This window comes from Nioella sp. MMSF_3534 (assembly GCF_030732985.1).
Classification (GTDB): Bacteria; Pseudomonadota; Alphaproteobacteria; order Rhodobacterales; family Rhodobacteraceae; genus Nioella.
This window is the reverse complement of the sequence record NZ_JASHJX010000021.1, coordinates 29,109-45,930: the sequence shown is the minus strand read 5'-3', so window position 1 is coordinate 45,930 and position 16,822 is coordinate 29,109. Positions and strand designations below refer to the sequence as shown.

The window sequence follows — 16,822 nt, the reverse complement described above, 5'->3', positions numbered from 1 at the left end:
ATTTGATCTTTGAAAAAAATAGTGCTAGGACAGATTCACATGGCGGACTCTCGGTTGAACGGGACCCGGCCAGGTATCACAGGGAGGAAAGCATGAAGTTTCTCAAAGCAGCCGCAGCAACGGTGTTTGCGGCAACCATGACCACCGCTGCCTTTGCGCAGGACATCACCGTTGGGGTCAGCTGGTCCAACTTCCAGGAAGAACGTTGGGCAACCGACGAAGCGGCCATTGTCGCCGCTCTGGAAGCCGCTGGCGCCGAATACATCTCGGCCGACGCGCAGTCGTCCGCATCCAAGCAGCTGTCGGATATCGAAAGCCTGATCGCTCAGGGCGTTGACGCGCTGATCATCCTGGCCCAGGACGCAGCAGCCATTGGCCCGGCCGTTCAGGCCGCTGCCGACGAAGGCATCCCGGTCATCGCGTATGACCGCCTGATCGAAGATCCCCGCGCCTTCTACCTGACGTTCGACAACGTCGAAGTGGGCCGGATGCAGGCCCGCGCGGTTCTGGAGGCAGCGCCCTCTGGCCGTTACGTCATGATCAAGGGCTCGCCCACTGACCCGAACGCAGACTTCCTGCGCGGCGGTCAGCAGGAAGTCCTGCAAGCCGCAATCGACGCCGGTGAGATCGAGATCGTGGGCGAGGCCTACACCGATGGCTGGCTGCCCGCCAACGCACAGCGCAACATGGAGCAGATCCTGACCGCGACCGACAACGGCGTTGACGCTGTCGTGGCCTCGAATGACGGCACCGCAGGTGGTGTTGTCGCCGCTCTGACCGCGCAGGGCATGGAAGGTATCCCGGTTTCCGGCCAGGATGGCGACCACGCCGCGCTGAACCGTGTTGCCCTTGGCACCCAGACCGTGTCGGTGTGGAAAGACGCCCGTGATCTGGGCCGTGCAGCCGGTGAAATCGCCGTCGCACTGGCACAGGGCACCGCAATGGCCGATGTCGAAGGCGCACAGGAATGGACCAGCCCGTCTGGCACCACCATGACCTCGATGTTCCTTGCACCGGTTCCGATCACCGCAGCCAACCTGAGCGTCGTTGTCGATGCTGGCTGGATCGATCTGGAAACGCTCTGCCAGGGTGTTACCGACGGCCCCGCGCCTTGCAGCTAATCCTGTGATACACTGCATAGTGTAGCACCCGATACGCCCCGCCCCGCCGGGGCGTATCACCACCAGACACGCTGAACTCTGGAGTCCGGACATGACCGACACCACGTCTCAGCCAATTCCCCCGCAGCGCAAGAGTTTCGTCCAGCAACTGGAGCTGGATACGCGTCTATTGGGTATGGTTGGCGCCTTCATCATCCTTTGCATCGGGTTCGATTTCATCACGGAAGGTCGCTTCCTGACCCCGCGCAATATCTTCAACCTGACGATTCAGACCGTATCCGTGGCCATCATGGCCTGTGGCATGGTCTTCATCATCGTCACCCGCCATATCGACCTGAGCGTCGGTGCGCTGTTGGCCACCTGTTCGGCGATCATGGCGATGACCCAGACCGATATCCTGCCCAACATGATGGGGCTGGGGCTTGGCCATCCGCTGATCGCGCCGATCACGATTGTCGTCGGCATCGCCGCCGGTGCCCTGATCGGGGCCTTCCACGGCTATCTAGTCGGCTACCTGACCATCCCGGCCTTTATCGTGACGCTTGGCGGTCTGCTGGTCTGGCGCAATGTCGGCTGGTTCCTGACCCGCGGTCAGACCATCGGCCCGCTTGACGAAACCTTCATGGCCTTTGGCGGTATCAACGGCACGCTCGGGCCGAGCCTTTCGTGGATCGTCGGCGGGGTTCTGACGGTTGCCGCCATTGCCGCGATGTGGAACGGGCGCCGGTCGAAGGCGAGCCATGGCTTCCCGGTCAAGCCGGTCTGGGCCGAACTGACCCTGTCGGCAATCATCGCCTCTGCCATCATGGGCTTCATCTGGGTTCTGAACTCTTACGAGATCCCCACCGCCCGCCTGCGCCGCATGTTCGAGGCGCGGGGCGAGGTGATGCCCGAAGGGTTCACCACAACCTATGGCCTGCCCATCTCGGTGCTGCTGCTTATCGGTATCGCCATCGCGATGACGGTTCTGGCCCGCCGCACCCGGCTTGGCCGCTATATCTTCGCCACCGGCGGCAATCCAGACGCAGCGGAACTCTCTGGCATCAACACCCGCATGCTGACGGTCAAGATCTTTGCCCTGATGGGCGCGCTCTGCGCGATCTCGGCGGTTGTGGCCTCGGCCCGTCTGGCCAACCACACCAACGATATCGGTACGCTCGATGAACTGCGCGTCATCGCGGCGGCGGTCATTGGCGGTACGGCGCTCTCTGGCGGTCTTGGCACCATCCACGGGGCGATCCTGGGGGCCTTGATCATGCAGTCGCTGCAATCGGGCATGGCCATGGTCGGCGTCGATGCGCCCTACCAGAACATCGTTGTCGGTGTCGTGCTGGTTGCAGCCGTGCTGATCGATATCATCTATCGCAAGCGCACGGGGGATCACTGATATGACTGCACCACTCGTAGAAATGCGCGACATGTCGATCTCCTTCGGCGGGATCAAGGCGGTCGATCATGTCACGGTCGACCTGCAACCCGGTGAGGTCGTGGGCCTGCTTGGCCATAACGGCGCGGGCAAGTCGACCCTGATCAAGATGCTGTCGGGCGCCTATCAGCCCGATGGCGGCCAGATCTTCATCAACGGAGAGAAGGTCACCATCAACAACCCACGCGATGCACGGGCGCATAATATCGAGACCATCTACCAGACGCTCGCGCTGGCCGATAACCTCGATGCGGCTTCCAACCTGTTCCTCGGGCGGGAGCTTGTGACCCCCTTCGGGCTGGTCGACGATGCGGCGATGGAGGCGGAGACGCGCAAGATCATGGGGCGTCTCAACCCGAACTTCCAGAAGTTCAACGCGCCCGTGTCGGCCCTGTCCGGCGGTCAGCGCCAGTCGGTCGCCATTGCGCGTGCCGTCTACTTCAACGCGCGTATCCTGATCATGGACGAACCGACCGCGGCGCTTGGCCCCCACGAAACCCAGATGGTGGCGGAGCTGATCCAGCAGCTGAAGGCAGAAGGGATCGGGATTTTCCTGATCGACCATGATGTGCATCAGGTCATGAACCTCTGCGACCGGGCCAGCGTGATGAAGAACGGTCAGCTTGTCGGCACGGTCAATGTGAACGAGGTGACGGATGACGACCTTCTCGGCATGATCATCCTCGGCAAGCACCCGCATGAAAACGCCGCCTGACAAGGGGCGAGAGTTCAGCAAGGCGGCGGTCCCATGGGGCCGCCGTTTTTCGTTGGCGATGCACGCCCATGTCGTATCCTGCAAGGGCGTTTCGCATTCGGGCAGGTGCTGCGGGGCGAAGCGCGGTCAAGTTGATCCACCCTCAGGATGGAGACCGCCCATGTCCGATACCGCCCTCAAGCCCCGCGCCCGTGCCGGTGGCCGCAACGCCCGCCGCAGCCAGCGGATGATGACCGACAGCCGGATGCTGCCGGGCCTGACCAATGTGCTGCCGCATTGCGAAGTGATGGACGGCGCGCAGGTGGAACGCATCGACAACGCCTCGATGGACATCCTCGAAAACGTCGGCGTTGTGTTCCGCGATGTTATTGCTCTGGCGGATTGGAAACGCGTGGGCGCGGATGTGCGGGGAGAGCGCGTTCACCTGGATCGCGGGTTGGTGCGAGAGCTGATTGCGACGATCCCGTCCGACTTCACCTATCACGCCCGCAACCCGGCGAACAATGTGCGGCTTGGCGGGCGGCATTCGATCTTCGTGCCGATGACAGGCGCTCCGTTCCTGCGCGACCTTGACGATGTGCGCAGAAACCCCACGCTGGCCGATCTCGCGATGTTCCACAAGCTCAGCCATATGTCGCCTGCGCTGCATTCCAGCGCGCATCACATCGTGGAACCCTACGACCACCCGATCAGCCAGCGGCATCTGCGGATCACCTATTCCTCGATGAAGCACTCGGACAAGACCTTCATGGGCATGACCACCAGCCCGAAGAATGCCGAGGACGTGATGGAGATGTGCGCGATCCTGTTCGGCGAGGACTTCCTCGAAACCCACCCTGTGACCACCGGCAATTGCAACGGCAACAGCCCGCTTGTGTGGGACGAAACCATGCTTGGCGCGATGCGGGCGTTCTGCCGCCGCAACCAGCCGGTTCTGTGCTCCCCCTTCGTGCTTGGCGGGGCCAACACGCCCGCATCGGTCGCGCCCGCCGTGGCGCAGCTGAACGCAGAGGCGCTGTCAGCACTGGCCTACACGCAGGTGATCCGTAAGGGCTGCCCGGCGATCTATGGGCATTACCTTTCGACCGTGTCCATGAAATCCGGTGCCCCCATGGCAGGCACGCCAGAGATCAGCCTGATGAATTTCATGATCGGCCAGATGGCGCGGTTCTATGGCGTCCCCTGGCGCACGTCGAACACGCTTGGCGGGGCCAAGACCTTCGACGCGCAGGCAGGCTATGAAAGTGCGACGACCCTGTCGGCAGTCATGCATGCGGGGGCCAACTACATCTGGCATTCGGCAGGCTGGAACGAGGCCGGGATGCACTGTTCCGTCGCCAAGTTCGTGGTGGACGCGGAACAATGCGCCATGGCCTACCGCATGGCGGAAGGACCAAGGTGGGACGATTTCGACGAAGGCATCGCGGCGGTCACTGATATCGGGCCGGGGGGGCATTACCTCGGCCACCCGCATACGCAGGAGAACTTTCAGCGCGCTTTCTTCATGCCGGAGCTTTTCGATAACAACTCCATCGAGCAGTGGGTTGCAGAAGGCTCGAAAGAGATCACCGAACGGGCCCTGACCCATGCGCGGAAGCTCTTGCGAGAATATGAGGAACCAATGCTCGATCCGGCAAAGAACGAAGCACTTCTGGAGTACATTGCCCGGCGCGAGCGGGAAATTCCCGCTGCGGACGCCCTGAATCAGGAGTTCTGACCGCATGGCCGACTCCCTGCTGGAACCCTACCAGCTGCGCCACCTGACGATCCGCAACCGGATCATCTCGACCGCGCACGCCCCGAACCTTGTCGAGGATGGCCACCCGCGCGACCGCTACAGGCTCTATCACGAAGAGAAGGCGAAAGGCGGGATCGGCATGACCATGGTGGGCGGGTCGACCAATATCGCGCCCGACAGCCCCTCGGTCTTTGGGCAGCTTTACGCGGGCGATGACAGCATCGTGCCGTGGTTCCGGCGGCTGACCGATGGTGTGAAGTCGCACGGCGCGGCGATCATGTGCCAGATCACCCATATGGGGCGGCGCACCGCCTGGGACGATGGCCATTGGCTGCCGGTGATGGGACCCTCCGGGCGGCGCGAACGGGCGCACCGGGCGTTTCCGAAAGTGATGGAACGGGAGGATATCGCGCGGGTGGTGGGCGACTTTGCCGCCGCTGCCCGCCGCTGTCAGGAGGGCGGGTTCGACGGGATCGAGCTGCTGTCGCATTCGCATCTTCTGGGGCAGTTCCTGTCGCCCTTGGTGAATGACCGGCAGGACGACTATGGCGGGCCGCTGGAAAACCGGCTGCGCCTGACGCTGGAGGTTCTGGATGCCGTGCGCGCCGTCGTGGGGCCCGAGATGATCCTCGGCATCCGCATGACCGGGGATGAATTGGACGAGGCCGGGCTGTCCGCCGATGATTGCGTGGCGGTCGCCCGGATGCTGGTGGATACGGGGCAGGTGGACTTTCTGAATATCCTCGCCGGTGCGCCCTATGACGATCTCGGCCTTGCCGGGTGGGTGCCGCCCATGGGCATGCCCTCCGCCCCGCATCTGCCCATTGCGGGCCGCATCCGGCAGGCGACGGGGCTGCCCGTGATCCATGCCGGTGGCATCGCCGATCTGGCCACCGCCCGCCATGCGGTCAGCGAAGGGCATGTGGACCTTGTCGGCATGACCCGCGCCCATATCGCCGATCCGCATCTGGTGGCGAAACTGATGCGGGGGGAGGAGGATCGGATCCGCCCCTGCGTCGGCCTCGGGGCTTGTGTGGATCGCGTGAACCAGGGCAAACCCGCCGTCTGCGGGCACAACGCCGCAACGGGGCGCGAAGCCGTGATGCCGCATGTGATTGCCCCCGCTGACACCCGTCGCAAGGTGGTCGTCGTGGGCGGCGGCCCCGGCGGGCTGGAGGCGGCGCGGGTTGCCGCGCTTCGCGGTCATGACGTGGTGCTTTTAGAAGCGGCGGATCGCCTTGGCGGGCAGTTGCTGCTCGCGTGCAAAGGCAGGGTGCGGCGGCAGGTTCGGGGCGTGGCCGACTGGCTGATCGCGGAGGTGGAGCGGCTCGGTGTCGAGACCCGCCTCAACTGCTATGCCGAGGCTGGGGACGTGTTGGCAGAAGCGCCCGATACGGTCATCATCGCCACCGGCGGCTGGCCGGAGCCGCCCGCGATCCCCGGGGGCGACCTGACCCTGTCCGGTTGGGATGTGCTCTCCGGCGCGGCCCGGCCCACCGGCGCGGTCCTGCTGATGGACGAGGCAGGCGACCAGCCCGGTGCCGTCACCGCCGATGCGCTGGCCGAGATGGGATGCGCAGTGGAACTGGTCACGCCCGACCGCAGCCCGCTGCACGATCTCGGCCCCACGACCTCCGCCGTTGCCCTGCGCCAGTTGGCCCGCGACGGGTTGCGGATGACCTGCCTGCACGAATTGACCCGCGTCGAGGCGGATGGCCCAACCCGCATCGCCACGCTGCGCCACGTGCTGACCGGAGAGACAGTCACGCGGAGCGTTGATCACGTCGTGGTGGAACATGGGCTGACGCCGTCGGACGCGCTTTACCACGCGCTGAAGCAAGGTTCGTCCAACCTCGGCCAGCTTGACCAAGCCGCCATGATCGCGGGCACCGACCCGTTCCGGCCACTGAACCCGCAAGGCCGCTACCGGCTGGCCCGGATCGGGGATGCGGTGGCGGGGCGAAACATCCATGCCGCCGTTTACGATGCGCTGAGGGTCTGCAAGTCCCTATGAGGGATTTACTTTTCCCGCGCTTTGCCGCTCTGTCACCGCCATGACCGACCATCTCAAGGGCCTTTTGATCACTACCTGCGGCGTCCTGCTGGTGGTGCCTGATTCGCTTTTCGTGCGGCTTATCGTGGCCGAACCCACGGTGATCGTCTTCTGGCGCGGGCTGATCGCGGGGCTTCTGGTCGCCTCCGCCGTGCTGGCCTTCCAGGGGTTGAGCGGTTTTCGCGCCGTGTTGCGCACCGGCTGGCCGGGGGTGATCTACACCGTTCTGCTGGCCTCGACCGCGCCGGGTTTCGTCATGGCGGTGGCCCATACGAGCGTGGCGAATGTGGTGTTCATCCTTGCCTCCATGCCCATCTTCGCAGCCGTCTTCAGCCGCGTTTTTCTGGGCGAGCCGATCACGCGGCGGATGCTGTGGACCATCGCCGCCGTTCTGGCGGGGCTCGGGATCATCGCCTATGGCTCGGGCGAGAACGAGCTGGCGTCCTGGAAGGGCGATCTCTGGGCGCTTTACACCTCCGCCTCCTTCGCTGCCGCGCTGACGGCGGTGCGGCGGCTGCGCGAAACCTCGATGATCCCGGCGGTGCCGGTGGCCTATTTCCTTGCCGCACTTATGATGTCTTTCTTCGCAGACCCGATGGAACCGTTGCGGACGGAATGGCCGCTCTTCCTGGCCCATGGCGCCATTATCGGCGCCTCCTCCTGCCTTCTGGTCCTTGGCCCGCGCTACCTGAGTTCGGCGGAGGTGGCGCTTCTGATCCTGCTGGAATCGGTGCTCGCGCCGCTTCTGGTCTGGGCCGTGGTGGGGGAAGACCCGGGCATCTGGGCGCTTTTCGGCGGCGCGGTGGTGATCGGGGCACTTCTGGTGTCGAACCTCATTGCCCTGCGCCGCAGCCGCCGGGTACCGGTGGCGCGCTAGCGACGTTCCGCCAGCGCGCGGTCAGGTCGCCTATGCCGGGGCCATGATGGTCATGCCGACCGCCTCGGCCTTCTTCAGAACCGCGGGGATGTCGGGCTCGGACGGGGTCGGCAATTCGGTCTGGCCGTCCGGTAGGGCCGTGCCGATCCCAGTGAAGAAATCTTCGTGCATGCGACCGGGGCTGTTCAGGATCAGAAGCCGCGCGGGCGTGTCACCCACGGCCTGGAAGGCGTGAACAGCCCCGTCAGGGATCGAGATGAAATCCCCCTCGCCGGCAAGAATTTCCTTTCCATCGATCATGAATCCGATCTGCCCGCCAAGGACGAAAAACCCTTCCGTTTCGCCAGCGTGATGGTTGGGGGGTGCCCCGGCACCTGGCGGAACGGTGCATTCCACAAGACAGTATTTCCCGTCCACTTCATCTGGGAAGGCGTGAAATTTCATCAGGATGTTCAAGACGTTATATGTCCGTGCACGATTGGTCATTAGAGATTTCCTTTGCGTGATTCCCAAGTGAATGATACAGTAATCCCATTATGAGACAAGTGTCTCACAAAAAGATCGGGATGACCATGACCAGACACTCCCAGAGGGAACGCACGCGAAAGGCGATACTGGACGGCGCCCGCCAGTTGTTGGGCGAGGGCGCTCCTGTCACTGTTGCGGCTGCGGCAGAGCGGCATGGCGTGTCAAAGGCCACGGCCTACCGCTACTTCTCGGACCCCGATATTCTCGTGTCGGAGGCAATGCTGGATATCGAGGTGAAATCCTATGAGGAGATCACGCTAGGCACAGCGGGCCTGCGGGAGTGTCTACTCGCCATCAACCTCTATTTCCTCGATCTCGCGCTCGAAAACGAAATGGGCTTTCGCCAGTTCCTCGGGCGGACGCTGACGGTTTCGGCGTCGGGTACGGGCGATGTCCGCCGGGGCGCGCGCCGTATCAGCATGTACCGGCAGGCGCTGGCAGATGACGACGGCGGGCTGACGCGGCAAGATCAGGATGCGTTGGTTCGGGCCCTCGCACCCGCGACCGGGATCGAGGCGATGACGGCGCTGCTGGATGTGGCCGGTGCGGGGCCAGAGCAGGCGCGGGAGGCGGTATCGACCATGACGCAGGCCATACTTGACCGGTTTCTAGGGTCCGTCGCTCGGGATGCAATTGGCTGAGCGCAGCCTATTCCGCCCCCGCACGCCATTCCTTCCAGCGCAGAAACACATTCGCCCCGATGTCGGAAAACGGGCGGGGCGGCAGGCGCGTCGGCTCCGGTTCCGCCCGCAGCGCACGCGTGATGTCGCTCTCGTGCCCCAGGGCCATCTCCGCCGCCCCCATGCCGGTGAGCGTCCCCCGCGCGGTGCCAAGCCCGTTCTGGCAGCAGGCGGCGTAAAGCCCTTCCTCCAGTTCCCCCGTCACCGAGACTGAATTGCGGCTGAGGCAGAGATGCCCCGCCCAGGTGAGCTCCATGTCGATCCCGCGCAGGTCCGGGAAGCGGTTGCCGAATTTCTGGTCATGGATGCGGCGGGCGCGTCTCAGGGCCGCGTCGCTCGCTACCATGCCGGGTTTGAAACTGGCTGCCGTGCGGGTGACGATCCGGCTGCCGCCTTGCGCGCCGCTGATCTTGCGCATGGTGGTGCCCATGGGGTCGGAGGGCGTCACGCCCCACCGATCCGCGCCCCTCACCGCGCCCTCGGGCAGGACCGGCGTCATCGAGGCATAGAGGAAGATATGCATCAGCCGCCCGCGCGCGAGGCCGAAGCTTTCCAGTTGACCGTTATTGGCCATGAGCACCTTGGGCGCGGTGACGGAGCCGTGCGTGGTGCTGACATGCCAATCATTACCGATCCGGGCGATGCCGGTGACGGGGCTGTTTTCATGGATCGCGGCCCTGGCTTTCAGCCCCTCCGCAAGCCCCCGGATATATCCCGCCGGTTGCAGCATGACAGTGCCCGGCGTGTAGAGGCCCGAGAGGTAGTAGCCGCTGCCTGTCAGCTCCTCCATCGCCTTGGCGTCGAGCATTTCGGACGCCTCGCCAAGCGTAGCGAGGTGCCGGGAATAACTCTCGTTGTGCGAATGGCCAGCGACGCTGGCCGCCCCGTTCACCTTGCCCACGGGGTCCGCGAAATCGCGGGGGATGGCGTATTCCTCGGCTGCCGACAGGGCGAAAGCGATGGCCTGCCGATTGAGCGCGGTCACCGTGCGGTCATCGCCCGACCCGGCGTAGTCGTCAGACGCCAGATCATGGGGCAGATCGATCATGAAGCCGGAATTGCGGCCCGCCGCGCCTTCGGCCACACGGCCTGCGTCCAGCACCACCACCTTCAGCGACGGGTCCAGTTGCAGAAGCCGCCGCGCGGCGGACAGTCCCGCGAAGCCAGCCCCCACCACCGCCACATCTGCGGTGATGTTCTCGGTCAGCGGCACAGGGGCCGGCTGCCCCGGCAGGATGGCCGACCATGCCGCCGGCCCTTTGTGAACCGGCAGGCGCCGGGCGTGATATGCGCTCACTCCACCGCCTCATCCGCATCGTCGGAGAGATCCAGCCAGATGGTTTTCAGCTGCGTGTACTGATCGTGCGCGTGAATGCCGTTGTCGCGCCCGCCGAAACCCGATTGCTTGAAGCCACCGAAGGGGGTCGTTGCATCGCCCTCGCCAAAGCTGTTCACCGTCACGGTCCCCGCCCGCAGCATCCGCGCGCCGCGAATGGCGCGTTTGGCATTGGCGGTAAAGAGCGAGGCGCAGAGCCCGTAATCGGTGTCATTCGCCACGCGGATCGCCTGGTCGAAATTGTCCACGGCAATCACGGAAAGGACCGGTCCGAAGATTTCCTCGCGCGCCAGGACGTGATCGTTGTCGGGGATTTCCACCACGGTGGCCTCAACGAAGCCCCCCTCGGCCTTGCCGCCGATCACGAAGCTTTCCGCCTTTTCCACATAGCCGCAGACCTTGTTGAAATGCACCTCGCTGACCAGCGCCCCAAGCCGCGTTTCGGGGTCCAGCGGGTCGCCAGTGTTCCACTGTTTCGCGTGATGGGCGATGCGCTCCAGCAGCTCCGCCTTTACGTCCTTGTGGACAATAAGCCGGGACGAGGCCGAGCAGTTCTCACCCATGTTCCAGAACGCGCCCTGCACGATATGCGCGGCGACCCGGTCGAGATTTTCTGCGTCGTCCATGACGATAGCAGGGTTCTTGCCGCCCATCTCCAGCGTGATTTCCTTTGCGTTGGACTCGCCCGAATAGGTCAGGAACCGCTTGCCGGTGACGGTCGATCCGGTGAAGGACACCGCGTCGATATCCATGTGCCGCCCGATAGGTTCACCCACCTCCGGCCCGCTGCCGGGAACGATGTTCAGCACACCGCGCGGCAGGCCCGCCTCACTCGCCAGTTCCGCCACGCGCAAAGCGGTCAGGCTGGTTTCCTCCGCCGGTTTCACCACGACGGAACAGCCCGCGGCCAGTGCCGGGCCGATCTTCCACGCCAGCATCAGAAGCGGGAAGTTCCACGGCAGAACGAGGCCCACGACGCCAATCGGCTCGCGAACCACCATGGCGATGTGATCGTCAGAGGCGGGGCTGACCTGATCGTAGATCTTGTCGATCGCCTCCGCATGCCACTTGATGCAGTTGATCGTCTCGGGGATATCGACCGTTTCGCAATCGTAGATCGGCTTGCCGCTGTCGAGGCTTTCCATCACCGCGAGTTCGCGGGCATTGCGGGTCAGCAGTTTGGCGAAGCGGATCAGGATGCCCTTGCGCTCTGCCGGGTGCATCCGCGACCAGCGGCCATCGTCAAACGCCTCGCGCGCCTTCGCCACCGCGAAATCCACGTCCTCGGCGCCGCAGGCGGCCACATCGGTCAGCGTTTCGCCCGTGGCCGGGTTCACGGTGGCGAAGGTCTTGCCCGAGATCGCCGGGCGGTAGGCCCCGTCGATATAGGCGGCATTGGGGAAGTCCATCTCGGCGGCCAGCGCCTTGTATTCGTCGCGTGTCAGCAGGTCCATCTCTCAGTCCTCCGCCTCAATTTGCGCAATGGTGCGCTTCAGCACGCCGACCACCTGTTCCAGCGCGCGCTTGTCGTCCTTGTTCAACCCTTTGAGCGGCGGGCGCATCGGCCCCGTGGTGATCCCGTTCAGGTCCACCCCATACTTGATCGTCTGGATGAACTTGCCGCCCTGTTCCAGCACCCGCATCAGCGGCATCATCGCCGACATGATCCGGCGGCCCTTGTCGAAATTCCCTTCGACTGCACAGGCGTTGTAGAGCGCGATGTGTTCGGCAGGCAGGAAGTTCGACCCGCCGCAGACCCAGAACCGGCTGCCCCAGGCGAAGAATTCCAGCGCCTGATCGTCCATGCCGCAGCCAAGCTGGATATGGGGGTAGTCGCGGGCCAGCAGGTGCACCCGGTTGATATCGCCAGAGCTTTCCTTGATGCCGCAGAAATTGCGGCTGCGCCCGACGCGGTCGAGGAATTCCTCGCCCATCATCGTGCCGGTGCGGCCGGGGTAGTTGTAAAGCATGATCGGCAGGTTCGCGGCCTTGTCTATGGCCAGCGCGTTCAGCGCATTTTCCCGGTCGGTCGGCACCGCGTAGGGGGGCGAAGCCAGCAGGATCGCGTCGGCGCCCATATCTTTCGCGCCGATGGCCAGTGCGACGGAGTCGGCGGTCAGCATCGCGCCGGTGCCCACGACCAGCGGCAGGCGGCCCTTGATCCGCTCATGCGTGAAGCGGGCGATTTCCAGCCGTTCCTCGACCGTCTGCGCATAGTTCTCGCCGGTGGAGCCACCGGAAATCAAGCCGTGAACTCCGGCCTCGATCAGGCTTTCGATCACATCGGCCAGCGCGTCCCAGTTGACGGAGTAGTCATCGTGAAAGGGGGTCACGACGGGCGTATAGATCCCCTCGAACCGGAAGATGGGTGTCATGGGCCTCTCCTCAGGCGGTTGCGGCGCGCGGCGGCGCGCCAAGCGGCAGGTCGAGCCCGCCCGGCATCACGAACAGTTCGATGCGGTGGCGGGACAGGTTCCAATGATCAATCGCAAGCGTGGCGGCCTTGTCGGCATCGCCCGCCTCGATCGCGGCGATGATCCGGTCGTGCTGGTCGGCGGCCTCGCTGACGTTGCGGGCCATGTCGTCGTCGCGCGGGCGGTAGAAGGTCATCGAAATCCGCGCGTGATCGATCAGCAGCCGCCGGAAGGACGGCAGCAGGTAGACATTGCCCGCCATCTCTCCGGTGATCTCGTGGAACCGGTTATTGACCAGCGCCCGCTCCCGGGCCGAGCCCTTGCGCAGCGCCTCGCGGAACCGGGCCTGCGTCTGCTTCAGGTCCTCGATCTGCGGGCCCCGGGCATTCTGCGCGGCCAGTTGCAGGATCGCGCCATAGATCATCGGGGCGGCCAGGAAGAAGTCGCGCAGGGTGGTGTGCGACATCTCGCTGACCCGCGCGCCGCGATTGAGGCGCAGATCGACATAGCCCTCGCCTGCCAGCCGCCGCAGCACTTCCCGCAATGGGGTGCGCGACAGGCCGAACTCCGCGCTCAGGCTTGCCTCGTCCAGATCGGCGCCGGGCTGAAGCTCCAGCGTCAGGATCGCGGTTTTCAGGGCCTGATAGCAGGTATCCTTGGGGCTTGGGGTCGAATCGGGCATCGCGGTTTCCTTCGTTGCCCGGCTTGCCTAGCAAATATCGTGCGCAAAGAAAATACATATTGCATACAAATCGTGTTCAAGCCAAAACTGCGCTATCCTGAGGATATGACCATGCCACGCCCTGAACACTTCGCTTTCCTGTTGGTCGAGGATTTGACCCATATGGCGTTCGGCTGCGCCGTTGATCCCTTGCGCATTGCCAACCTGATCAGCGGCGAGACGCTCTATGAATGGACGCTGGTGTCAGAGACCGGCTCGACCGTTGCGTGTTCCAACGGGATCGTCAGTCAAGTCGATTGCACGTTGGACGAACTGCCCCCGGTGGACCGCCTGTTCGTCCTGTCCGGCATTGGGGTACAGGGCCGCGCGACCCGCAGTCTGATGAACGGGATCAGGCGGCAGGCGCGTCGGGGAGTGAAAATCGGGGGTCTCTGTTCGGCCACATGGATTCTGGCGCGCGCGGGGATGCTGGACGGGCAACGCGCCGCGATCCATTGGGACTATCATGACGCCTTCATGGAAGAGTTTCCGGATGTGAACCTGCAACGCAGCGTCTTCGTCGCAGATGAAAAGACCGTTACCTCTTCGGGGGGCACCGCAACCGCCGATCTGATGCTGCACCTGATAGAGGCCCGGCACGGAAATACGCTTGCAGCAGATGTCGCCGACCAGATGGTTTACAACACGGTTCGCAATGCAAGCGCGGAACAGCGCCTGTCCTTCCAGGCAAGGCACGGAATTCGGAACAGCCACCTGAGCCACGCTATTCGCCGAATGAATGAAACCGTGGAATTCCCGATCTCGCCAGCCGAGATCGCGGCGGAGATTGGAATATCGGTGCGGCAATTGGAGCGACTATTCGGGCGCTACCTGAATTGTTCACCCAAGAAATACCAGGTCGATATCCGCCTTCAGAAGGCCCGGCACCTGCTTTTGCAAACCGAAATGCCTGTGACAGAGGTTGCGTTTGCCTGTGGATTCAAGAGCTCAGGCCATTTCGCGCGAAGCTACAAGTCCCATTTCGGGGTGGCGCCGGGCAGCCAAAGGGGCCGGATATCCTGAACTGTTGCATTGGCCAAAACCAATCGAGACGTCAGAAACCCCTCGTTCCGGTTTGGCGTTGCATATGACCCTTTCGATATGGGGTGAACGCTCAATTCATAGATTTTTGTCGACCTGGAAATAAAACGACCCTATTAGAGATTGGCGGGTTGGGGATTGAAACCGATAGATTGGTCAATTCTCTGCCCGGACTACTGGGGGCGGAAAAGAAATGAGAAACCAGAATGCGGCACCGCATTGGATCGCGGTGGATTCATGTGCGGGCGGAATGCGGGCTTGGGCCATGGATCGGAATGGGTCGGTCCTTATGAAGGTCCGCTCGGCGCAAGGGTTGGCGCAGGTGGCCGTCGATGCTTTCGAGATCGTGCTGCTCAACCTGGTGCGTCCCTGGTTGATCCGCGAACAGACGCCGGTGATTGTCAGCGGGCTGCCAGGATACGCGCCGGAAACGGTGGGGACGTCCCGCCGCCCGGCAGATGCCCCGATCAAGCCGGTCGCCACCTCTGACGACAGGTTGACCCTGCATGCGCTTCCGGGCCTCGGGGCGGCGAAGGGGCCCGAAAAGACGCTGTCCCATCATGGCCTGATCCGCGGGATCGCTGCCAAAATGCCAGCATTCAATGGCGCGATCTGCATCCCCGATTTGCAGACACAATGGGTGCAGATCCATGCCGGAGAGGTCCGCAAGGTGCAGCTTTTCATGACGTTGGAGCTGTTCGGTCTGCTGGCCCCGCAGGGGGAACGGACAGGTGTCATGCCCGAACCCGCTCTGGATATGGGTGTTTTTCATGGCGCGGTCTCGGAGGCCCTGAACCAGCCGGAAATGGCGGCGCAACGTTTGATATCCGCCCGGTCCGACAGTGACCCCGCCAAGGCGCGGCTGAAGGGGGTGCTGATCGGAATGGAACTGGCCAGCACCAGGGCAGCCTGGCAAGGGAAGCAGGTCATGATCGTCAATTCGTCCCCCTGGTCGTCCCTCTATGAACAGGCCCTGTCCGGGCAGGATGCTGCGGTCCTGACCTGCGACTCGGACACAATGACGCTTGCGGGTCTGAAACACGCCTATCGGAGCCTTTGCGAAACTTTCGCCTAGCTGCGCCTCTGGCCAGACTGAAAGCCGCACAGAGCATGGCTTGAACCTTCCCTGCGCCCGTGCATCACTGCGCGCAACTTCAGCGTGGGGGAACGGGAATGACACGGGTCGTGATCAATGGGTTCGGGCGGATCGGCCGGTCGGTTCTGCGCGCCTGGCTGACCTCCGACGCGTGGCACGGGGTCGAGGTGGTCGGCGTCAATGACATCGCGCCGCTGGAAACCTGTGCCTACCTGTTTGAATTCGACAGCGTTTTTGGCCCGTTTCCGGGTGGCGTGGCGACAGAGCCGGGGGCGCTGATCGCAGCCGGACGGCGCATTCCCTTCACACAGCAGCGGGATCTGGGCGCACTGGACCTTGCGGGCGTCGATGTGCTGATGGAATGCACGGGCCGGGCCAAGGACCGGGCGATTGCGGAACAGGGGCTGGAGGCAGGGGCCACACGGGTGCTGGTCTCCGGCCCGTCGCCCGATGCCGATCTGACCGTGGTTCTGGGGGCCAATGACGCGTGCCTGAGCGCGGATCACAGGATCGTTTCAAACGCCTCCTGCACCACCAATGCGCTGGCTCCTCTGGCCCGCGTGCTGGACGATGCCTATGGGCTGGAAACCGCCCTGATGACAACGGTGCATTGCTATACCGGCAGCCAGCCGACCGTGGATATGCCGATGGCCAACCCGGCCCGCAGCCGCGCCGCCGCGCTGTCGATGGTGCCCACGACGACGAGCGCCGAGCAGCTGGTTGATATCGTGCTGCCGCATCTGGCGGGCCGGATCACCGGCTCGGCGGTCAGGGTGCCCACGGCCAGCGTGTCTTGCGTGGATATGGCCGTCATCACCCGCGCCCGACCGAGCGCCGAGGAGGCCCGCGCGCTTCTGGCCTCATCGGGGGGCGTGATTGGATATACCGACAGGCCGCTAGTGTCGTCAGACCTGCGGCAAAGGCCCGAGTCCCTCATTGTGGCAGGGCCAGAGATCAAACGGTCGAAAGGCGGCATGCTGCGCGTCTTCGGCTGGTACGACAATGAATGGGGATTTTCCTGCCGGATGCTCGACGTGGCCCGGCGGATGGGCAGTTTCGCCTGAGATGGGAGAGAG

15 protein-coding genes are annotated in these 16,822 nt (G+C 63.9%); 10 read left to right on the top strand and 5 right to left on the bottom strand.

What is annotated here, in order from left to right; translation table 11 throughout:
- The first annotated feature begins 92 nt into the window (after positions 1 to 92).
- From xylF to RBB16_RS10550, 6 genes are all read left to right on the top strand, one after another.
- Positions 93 to 1,121 carry a D-xylose ABC transporter substrate-binding protein gene (gene xylF, locus RBB16_RS10575; protein ID WP_306046138.1) on the top strand — a complete coding sequence of 343 codons (1,029 nt, stop codon included), beginning with the start codon at positions 93 to 95 and terminating at the stop codon, positions 1,119 to 1,121.
- Positions 1,122 to 1,212: 91 nt separating this feature from the next.
- Positions 1,213 to 2,508: a sugar ABC transporter permease gene (locus RBB16_RS10570; RefSeq protein WP_306046137.1), complete on the top strand. Its 1,296-nt coding sequence runs from the start codon at positions 1,213 to 1,215 to the stop codon at positions 2,506 to 2,508.
- Position 2,509: 1 nt separating this feature from the next.
- Positions 2,510 to 3,262, top strand: coding sequence for an ATP-binding cassette domain-containing protein (locus tag RBB16_RS10565; RefSeq protein WP_306046136.1), 753 nt, complete (start codon positions 2,510 to 2,512; stop codon positions 3,260 to 3,262).
- 160 nt (positions 3,263 to 3,422) lie between these two features.
- On the top strand, positions 3,423 to 4,979 hold the full coding sequence (locus RBB16_RS10560; protein ID WP_306046135.1) for a trimethylamine methyltransferase family protein: 1,557 nt from the start codon (positions 3,423 to 3,425) through the stop codon (positions 4,977 to 4,979).
- Between the two features lie 4 nt (positions 4,980 to 4,983).
- The gene (locus RBB16_RS10555; RefSeq protein ID WP_306046134.1) at positions 4,984 to 7,014 is read left to right on the top strand and encodes an NADH:flavin oxidoreductase; all 2,031 of its coding nucleotides are present in this window, start codon (positions 4,984 to 4,986) and stop codon (positions 7,012 to 7,014) included.
- Between the two features lie 40 nt (positions 7,015 to 7,054).
- Positions 7,055 to 7,930, top strand: coding sequence for a DMT family transporter (locus RBB16_RS10550; RefSeq protein WP_306046133.1), 876 nt, complete (start codon positions 7,055 to 7,057; stop codon positions 7,928 to 7,930).
- A 30-nt stretch (positions 7,931 to 7,960) separates the two neighbouring features.
- On the opposite strand, the gene RBB16_RS10545 is transcribed toward RBB16_RS10550, so the two are convergent.
- On the bottom strand, positions 7,961 to 8,416 hold the full coding sequence (locus RBB16_RS10545) for a cupin domain-containing protein (RefSeq protein WP_306046132.1): 456 nt from the start codon (positions 8,414 to 8,416) through the stop codon (positions 7,961 to 7,963).
- 86 nt (positions 8,417 to 8,502) lie between these two features.
- On the opposite strand from RBB16_RS10545, the gene RBB16_RS10540 reads away from it, so the two are divergent.
- Positions 8,503 to 9,099, top strand: coding sequence for a helix-turn-helix domain-containing protein (locus tag RBB16_RS10540; RefSeq protein ID WP_306046131.1), 597 nt, complete (start codon positions 8,503 to 8,505; stop codon positions 9,097 to 9,099).
- A gap of 7 nt (positions 9,100 to 9,106) precedes the next feature.
- On the opposite strand, the gene RBB16_RS10535 is transcribed toward RBB16_RS10540, so the two are convergent.
- From RBB16_RS10535 to RBB16_RS10520, 4 genes are read right to left on the bottom strand one after another with little or no spacing between them, the layout of a single operon-like run.
- A complete protein-coding gene (locus RBB16_RS10535; protein WP_306046129.1) occupies positions 9,107 to 10,435 on the bottom strand; it encodes an FAD-binding oxidoreductase in 1,329 nt (442 codons plus the stop codon).
- Entirely contained in the window at positions 10,432 to 11,928 is a 1,497-nt protein-coding gene (locus RBB16_RS10530) for an aldehyde dehydrogenase (RefSeq protein WP_306046128.1), read from the bottom strand. The genes RBB16_RS10535 and RBB16_RS10530 overlap by 4 nt, the downstream gene beginning before the upstream one ends.
- 3 nt (positions 11,929 to 11,931) lie before the next feature.
- Entirely contained in the window at positions 11,932 to 12,849 is a 918-nt protein-coding gene (locus RBB16_RS10525) for a dihydrodipicolinate synthase family protein (protein ID WP_306046127.1), read from the bottom strand.
- Between the two features lie 10 nt (positions 12,850 to 12,859).
- Entirely contained in the window at positions 12,860 to 13,570 is a 711-nt protein-coding gene (locus RBB16_RS10520; RefSeq protein WP_306046126.1) for a GntR family transcriptional regulator, read from the bottom strand.
- Positions 13,571 to 13,681: 111 nt separating this feature from the next.
- Between RBB16_RS10520 and RBB16_RS10515 the strand changes: the two genes are divergently transcribed.
- The 3 genes from RBB16_RS10515 (at position 13,682) to RBB16_RS10505 (ending at position 16,810) form a co-directional block, all read left to right on the top strand.
- Positions 13,682 to 14,632, top strand: coding sequence for a GlxA family transcriptional regulator (locus RBB16_RS10515; protein WP_306046125.1), 951 nt, complete (start codon positions 13,682 to 13,684; stop codon positions 14,630 to 14,632).
- A gap of 211 nt (positions 14,633 to 14,843) precedes the next feature.
- Positions 14,844 to 15,725 carry a 2-dehydro-3-deoxygalactonokinase gene (locus RBB16_RS10510; RefSeq protein WP_306046124.1) on the top strand — a complete coding sequence of 294 codons (882 nt, stop codon included), beginning with the start codon at positions 14,844 to 14,846 and terminating at the stop codon, positions 15,723 to 15,725.
- Between the two features lie 98 nt (positions 15,726 to 15,823).
- Positions 15,824 to 16,810 carry a type I glyceraldehyde-3-phosphate dehydrogenase gene (locus RBB16_RS10505; RefSeq protein WP_306046123.1) on the top strand — a complete coding sequence of 329 codons (987 nt, stop codon included), beginning with the start codon at positions 15,824 to 15,826 and terminating at the stop codon, positions 16,808 to 16,810.
- The last annotated feature ends 12 nt before the right edge of the window (positions 16,811 to 16,822 follow it).

What these genes read in the sequence shown, in the direction of transcription:
- xylF (WP_306046138.1), top strand. Translation starts at nt 93, where the DNA reads ATGAAGTTTCTCAAAGCAGCCGCAGCAACGGTGTTTGCGGCAACCATG.
- RBB16_RS10570 (WP_306046137.1), top strand. Translation starts at nt 1,213, where the DNA reads ATGACCGACACCACGTCTCAGCCAATTCCCCCGCAGCGCAAGAGTTTC.
- RBB16_RS10565 (WP_306046136.1), top strand. Translation starts at nt 2,510, where the DNA reads ATGACTGCACCACTCGTAGAAATGCGCGACATGTCGATCTCCTTCGGC.
- RBB16_RS10560 (WP_306046135.1), top strand. Translation starts at nt 3,423, where the DNA reads ATGTCCGATACCGCCCTCAAGCCCCGCGCCCGTGCCGGTGGCCGCAAC.
- RBB16_RS10555 (WP_306046134.1), top strand. Translation starts at nt 4,984, where the DNA reads ATGGCCGACTCCCTGCTGGAACCCTACCAGCTGCGCCACCTGACGATC.
- RBB16_RS10550 (WP_306046133.1), top strand. Translation starts at nt 7,055, where the DNA reads ATGACCGACCATCTCAAGGGCCTTTTGATCACTACCTGCGGCGTCCTG.
- RBB16_RS10545 (WP_306046132.1), bottom strand. Translation starts at nt 8,416, where the DNA reads ATGACCAATCGTGCACGGACATATAACGTCTTGAACATCCTGATGAAA.
- RBB16_RS10540 (WP_306046131.1), top strand. Translation starts at nt 8,503, where the DNA reads ATGACCAGACACTCCCAGAGGGAACGCACGCGAAAGGCGATACTGGAC.
- RBB16_RS10530 (WP_306046128.1), bottom strand. Translation starts at nt 11,928, where the DNA reads ATGGACCTGCTGACACGCGACGAATACAAGGCGCTGGCCGCCGAGATG.
- RBB16_RS10525 (WP_306046127.1), bottom strand. Translation starts at nt 12,849, where the DNA reads ATGACACCCATCTTCCGGTTCGAGGGGATCTATACGCCCGTCGTGACC.
- RBB16_RS10520 (WP_306046126.1), bottom strand. Translation starts at nt 13,570, where the DNA reads ATGCCCGATTCGACCCCAAGCCCCAAGGATACCTGCTATCAGGCCCTG.
- RBB16_RS10515 (WP_306046125.1), top strand. Translation starts at nt 13,682, where the DNA reads ATGCCACGCCCTGAACACTTCGCTTTCCTGTTGGTCGAGGATTTGACC.
- RBB16_RS10510 (WP_306046124.1), top strand. Translation starts at nt 14,844, where the DNA reads ATGAGAAACCAGAATGCGGCACCGCATTGGATCGCGGTGGATTCATGT.
- RBB16_RS10505 (WP_306046123.1), top strand. Translation starts at nt 15,824, where the DNA reads ATGACACGGGTCGTGATCAATGGGTTCGGGCGGATCGGCCGGTCGGTT.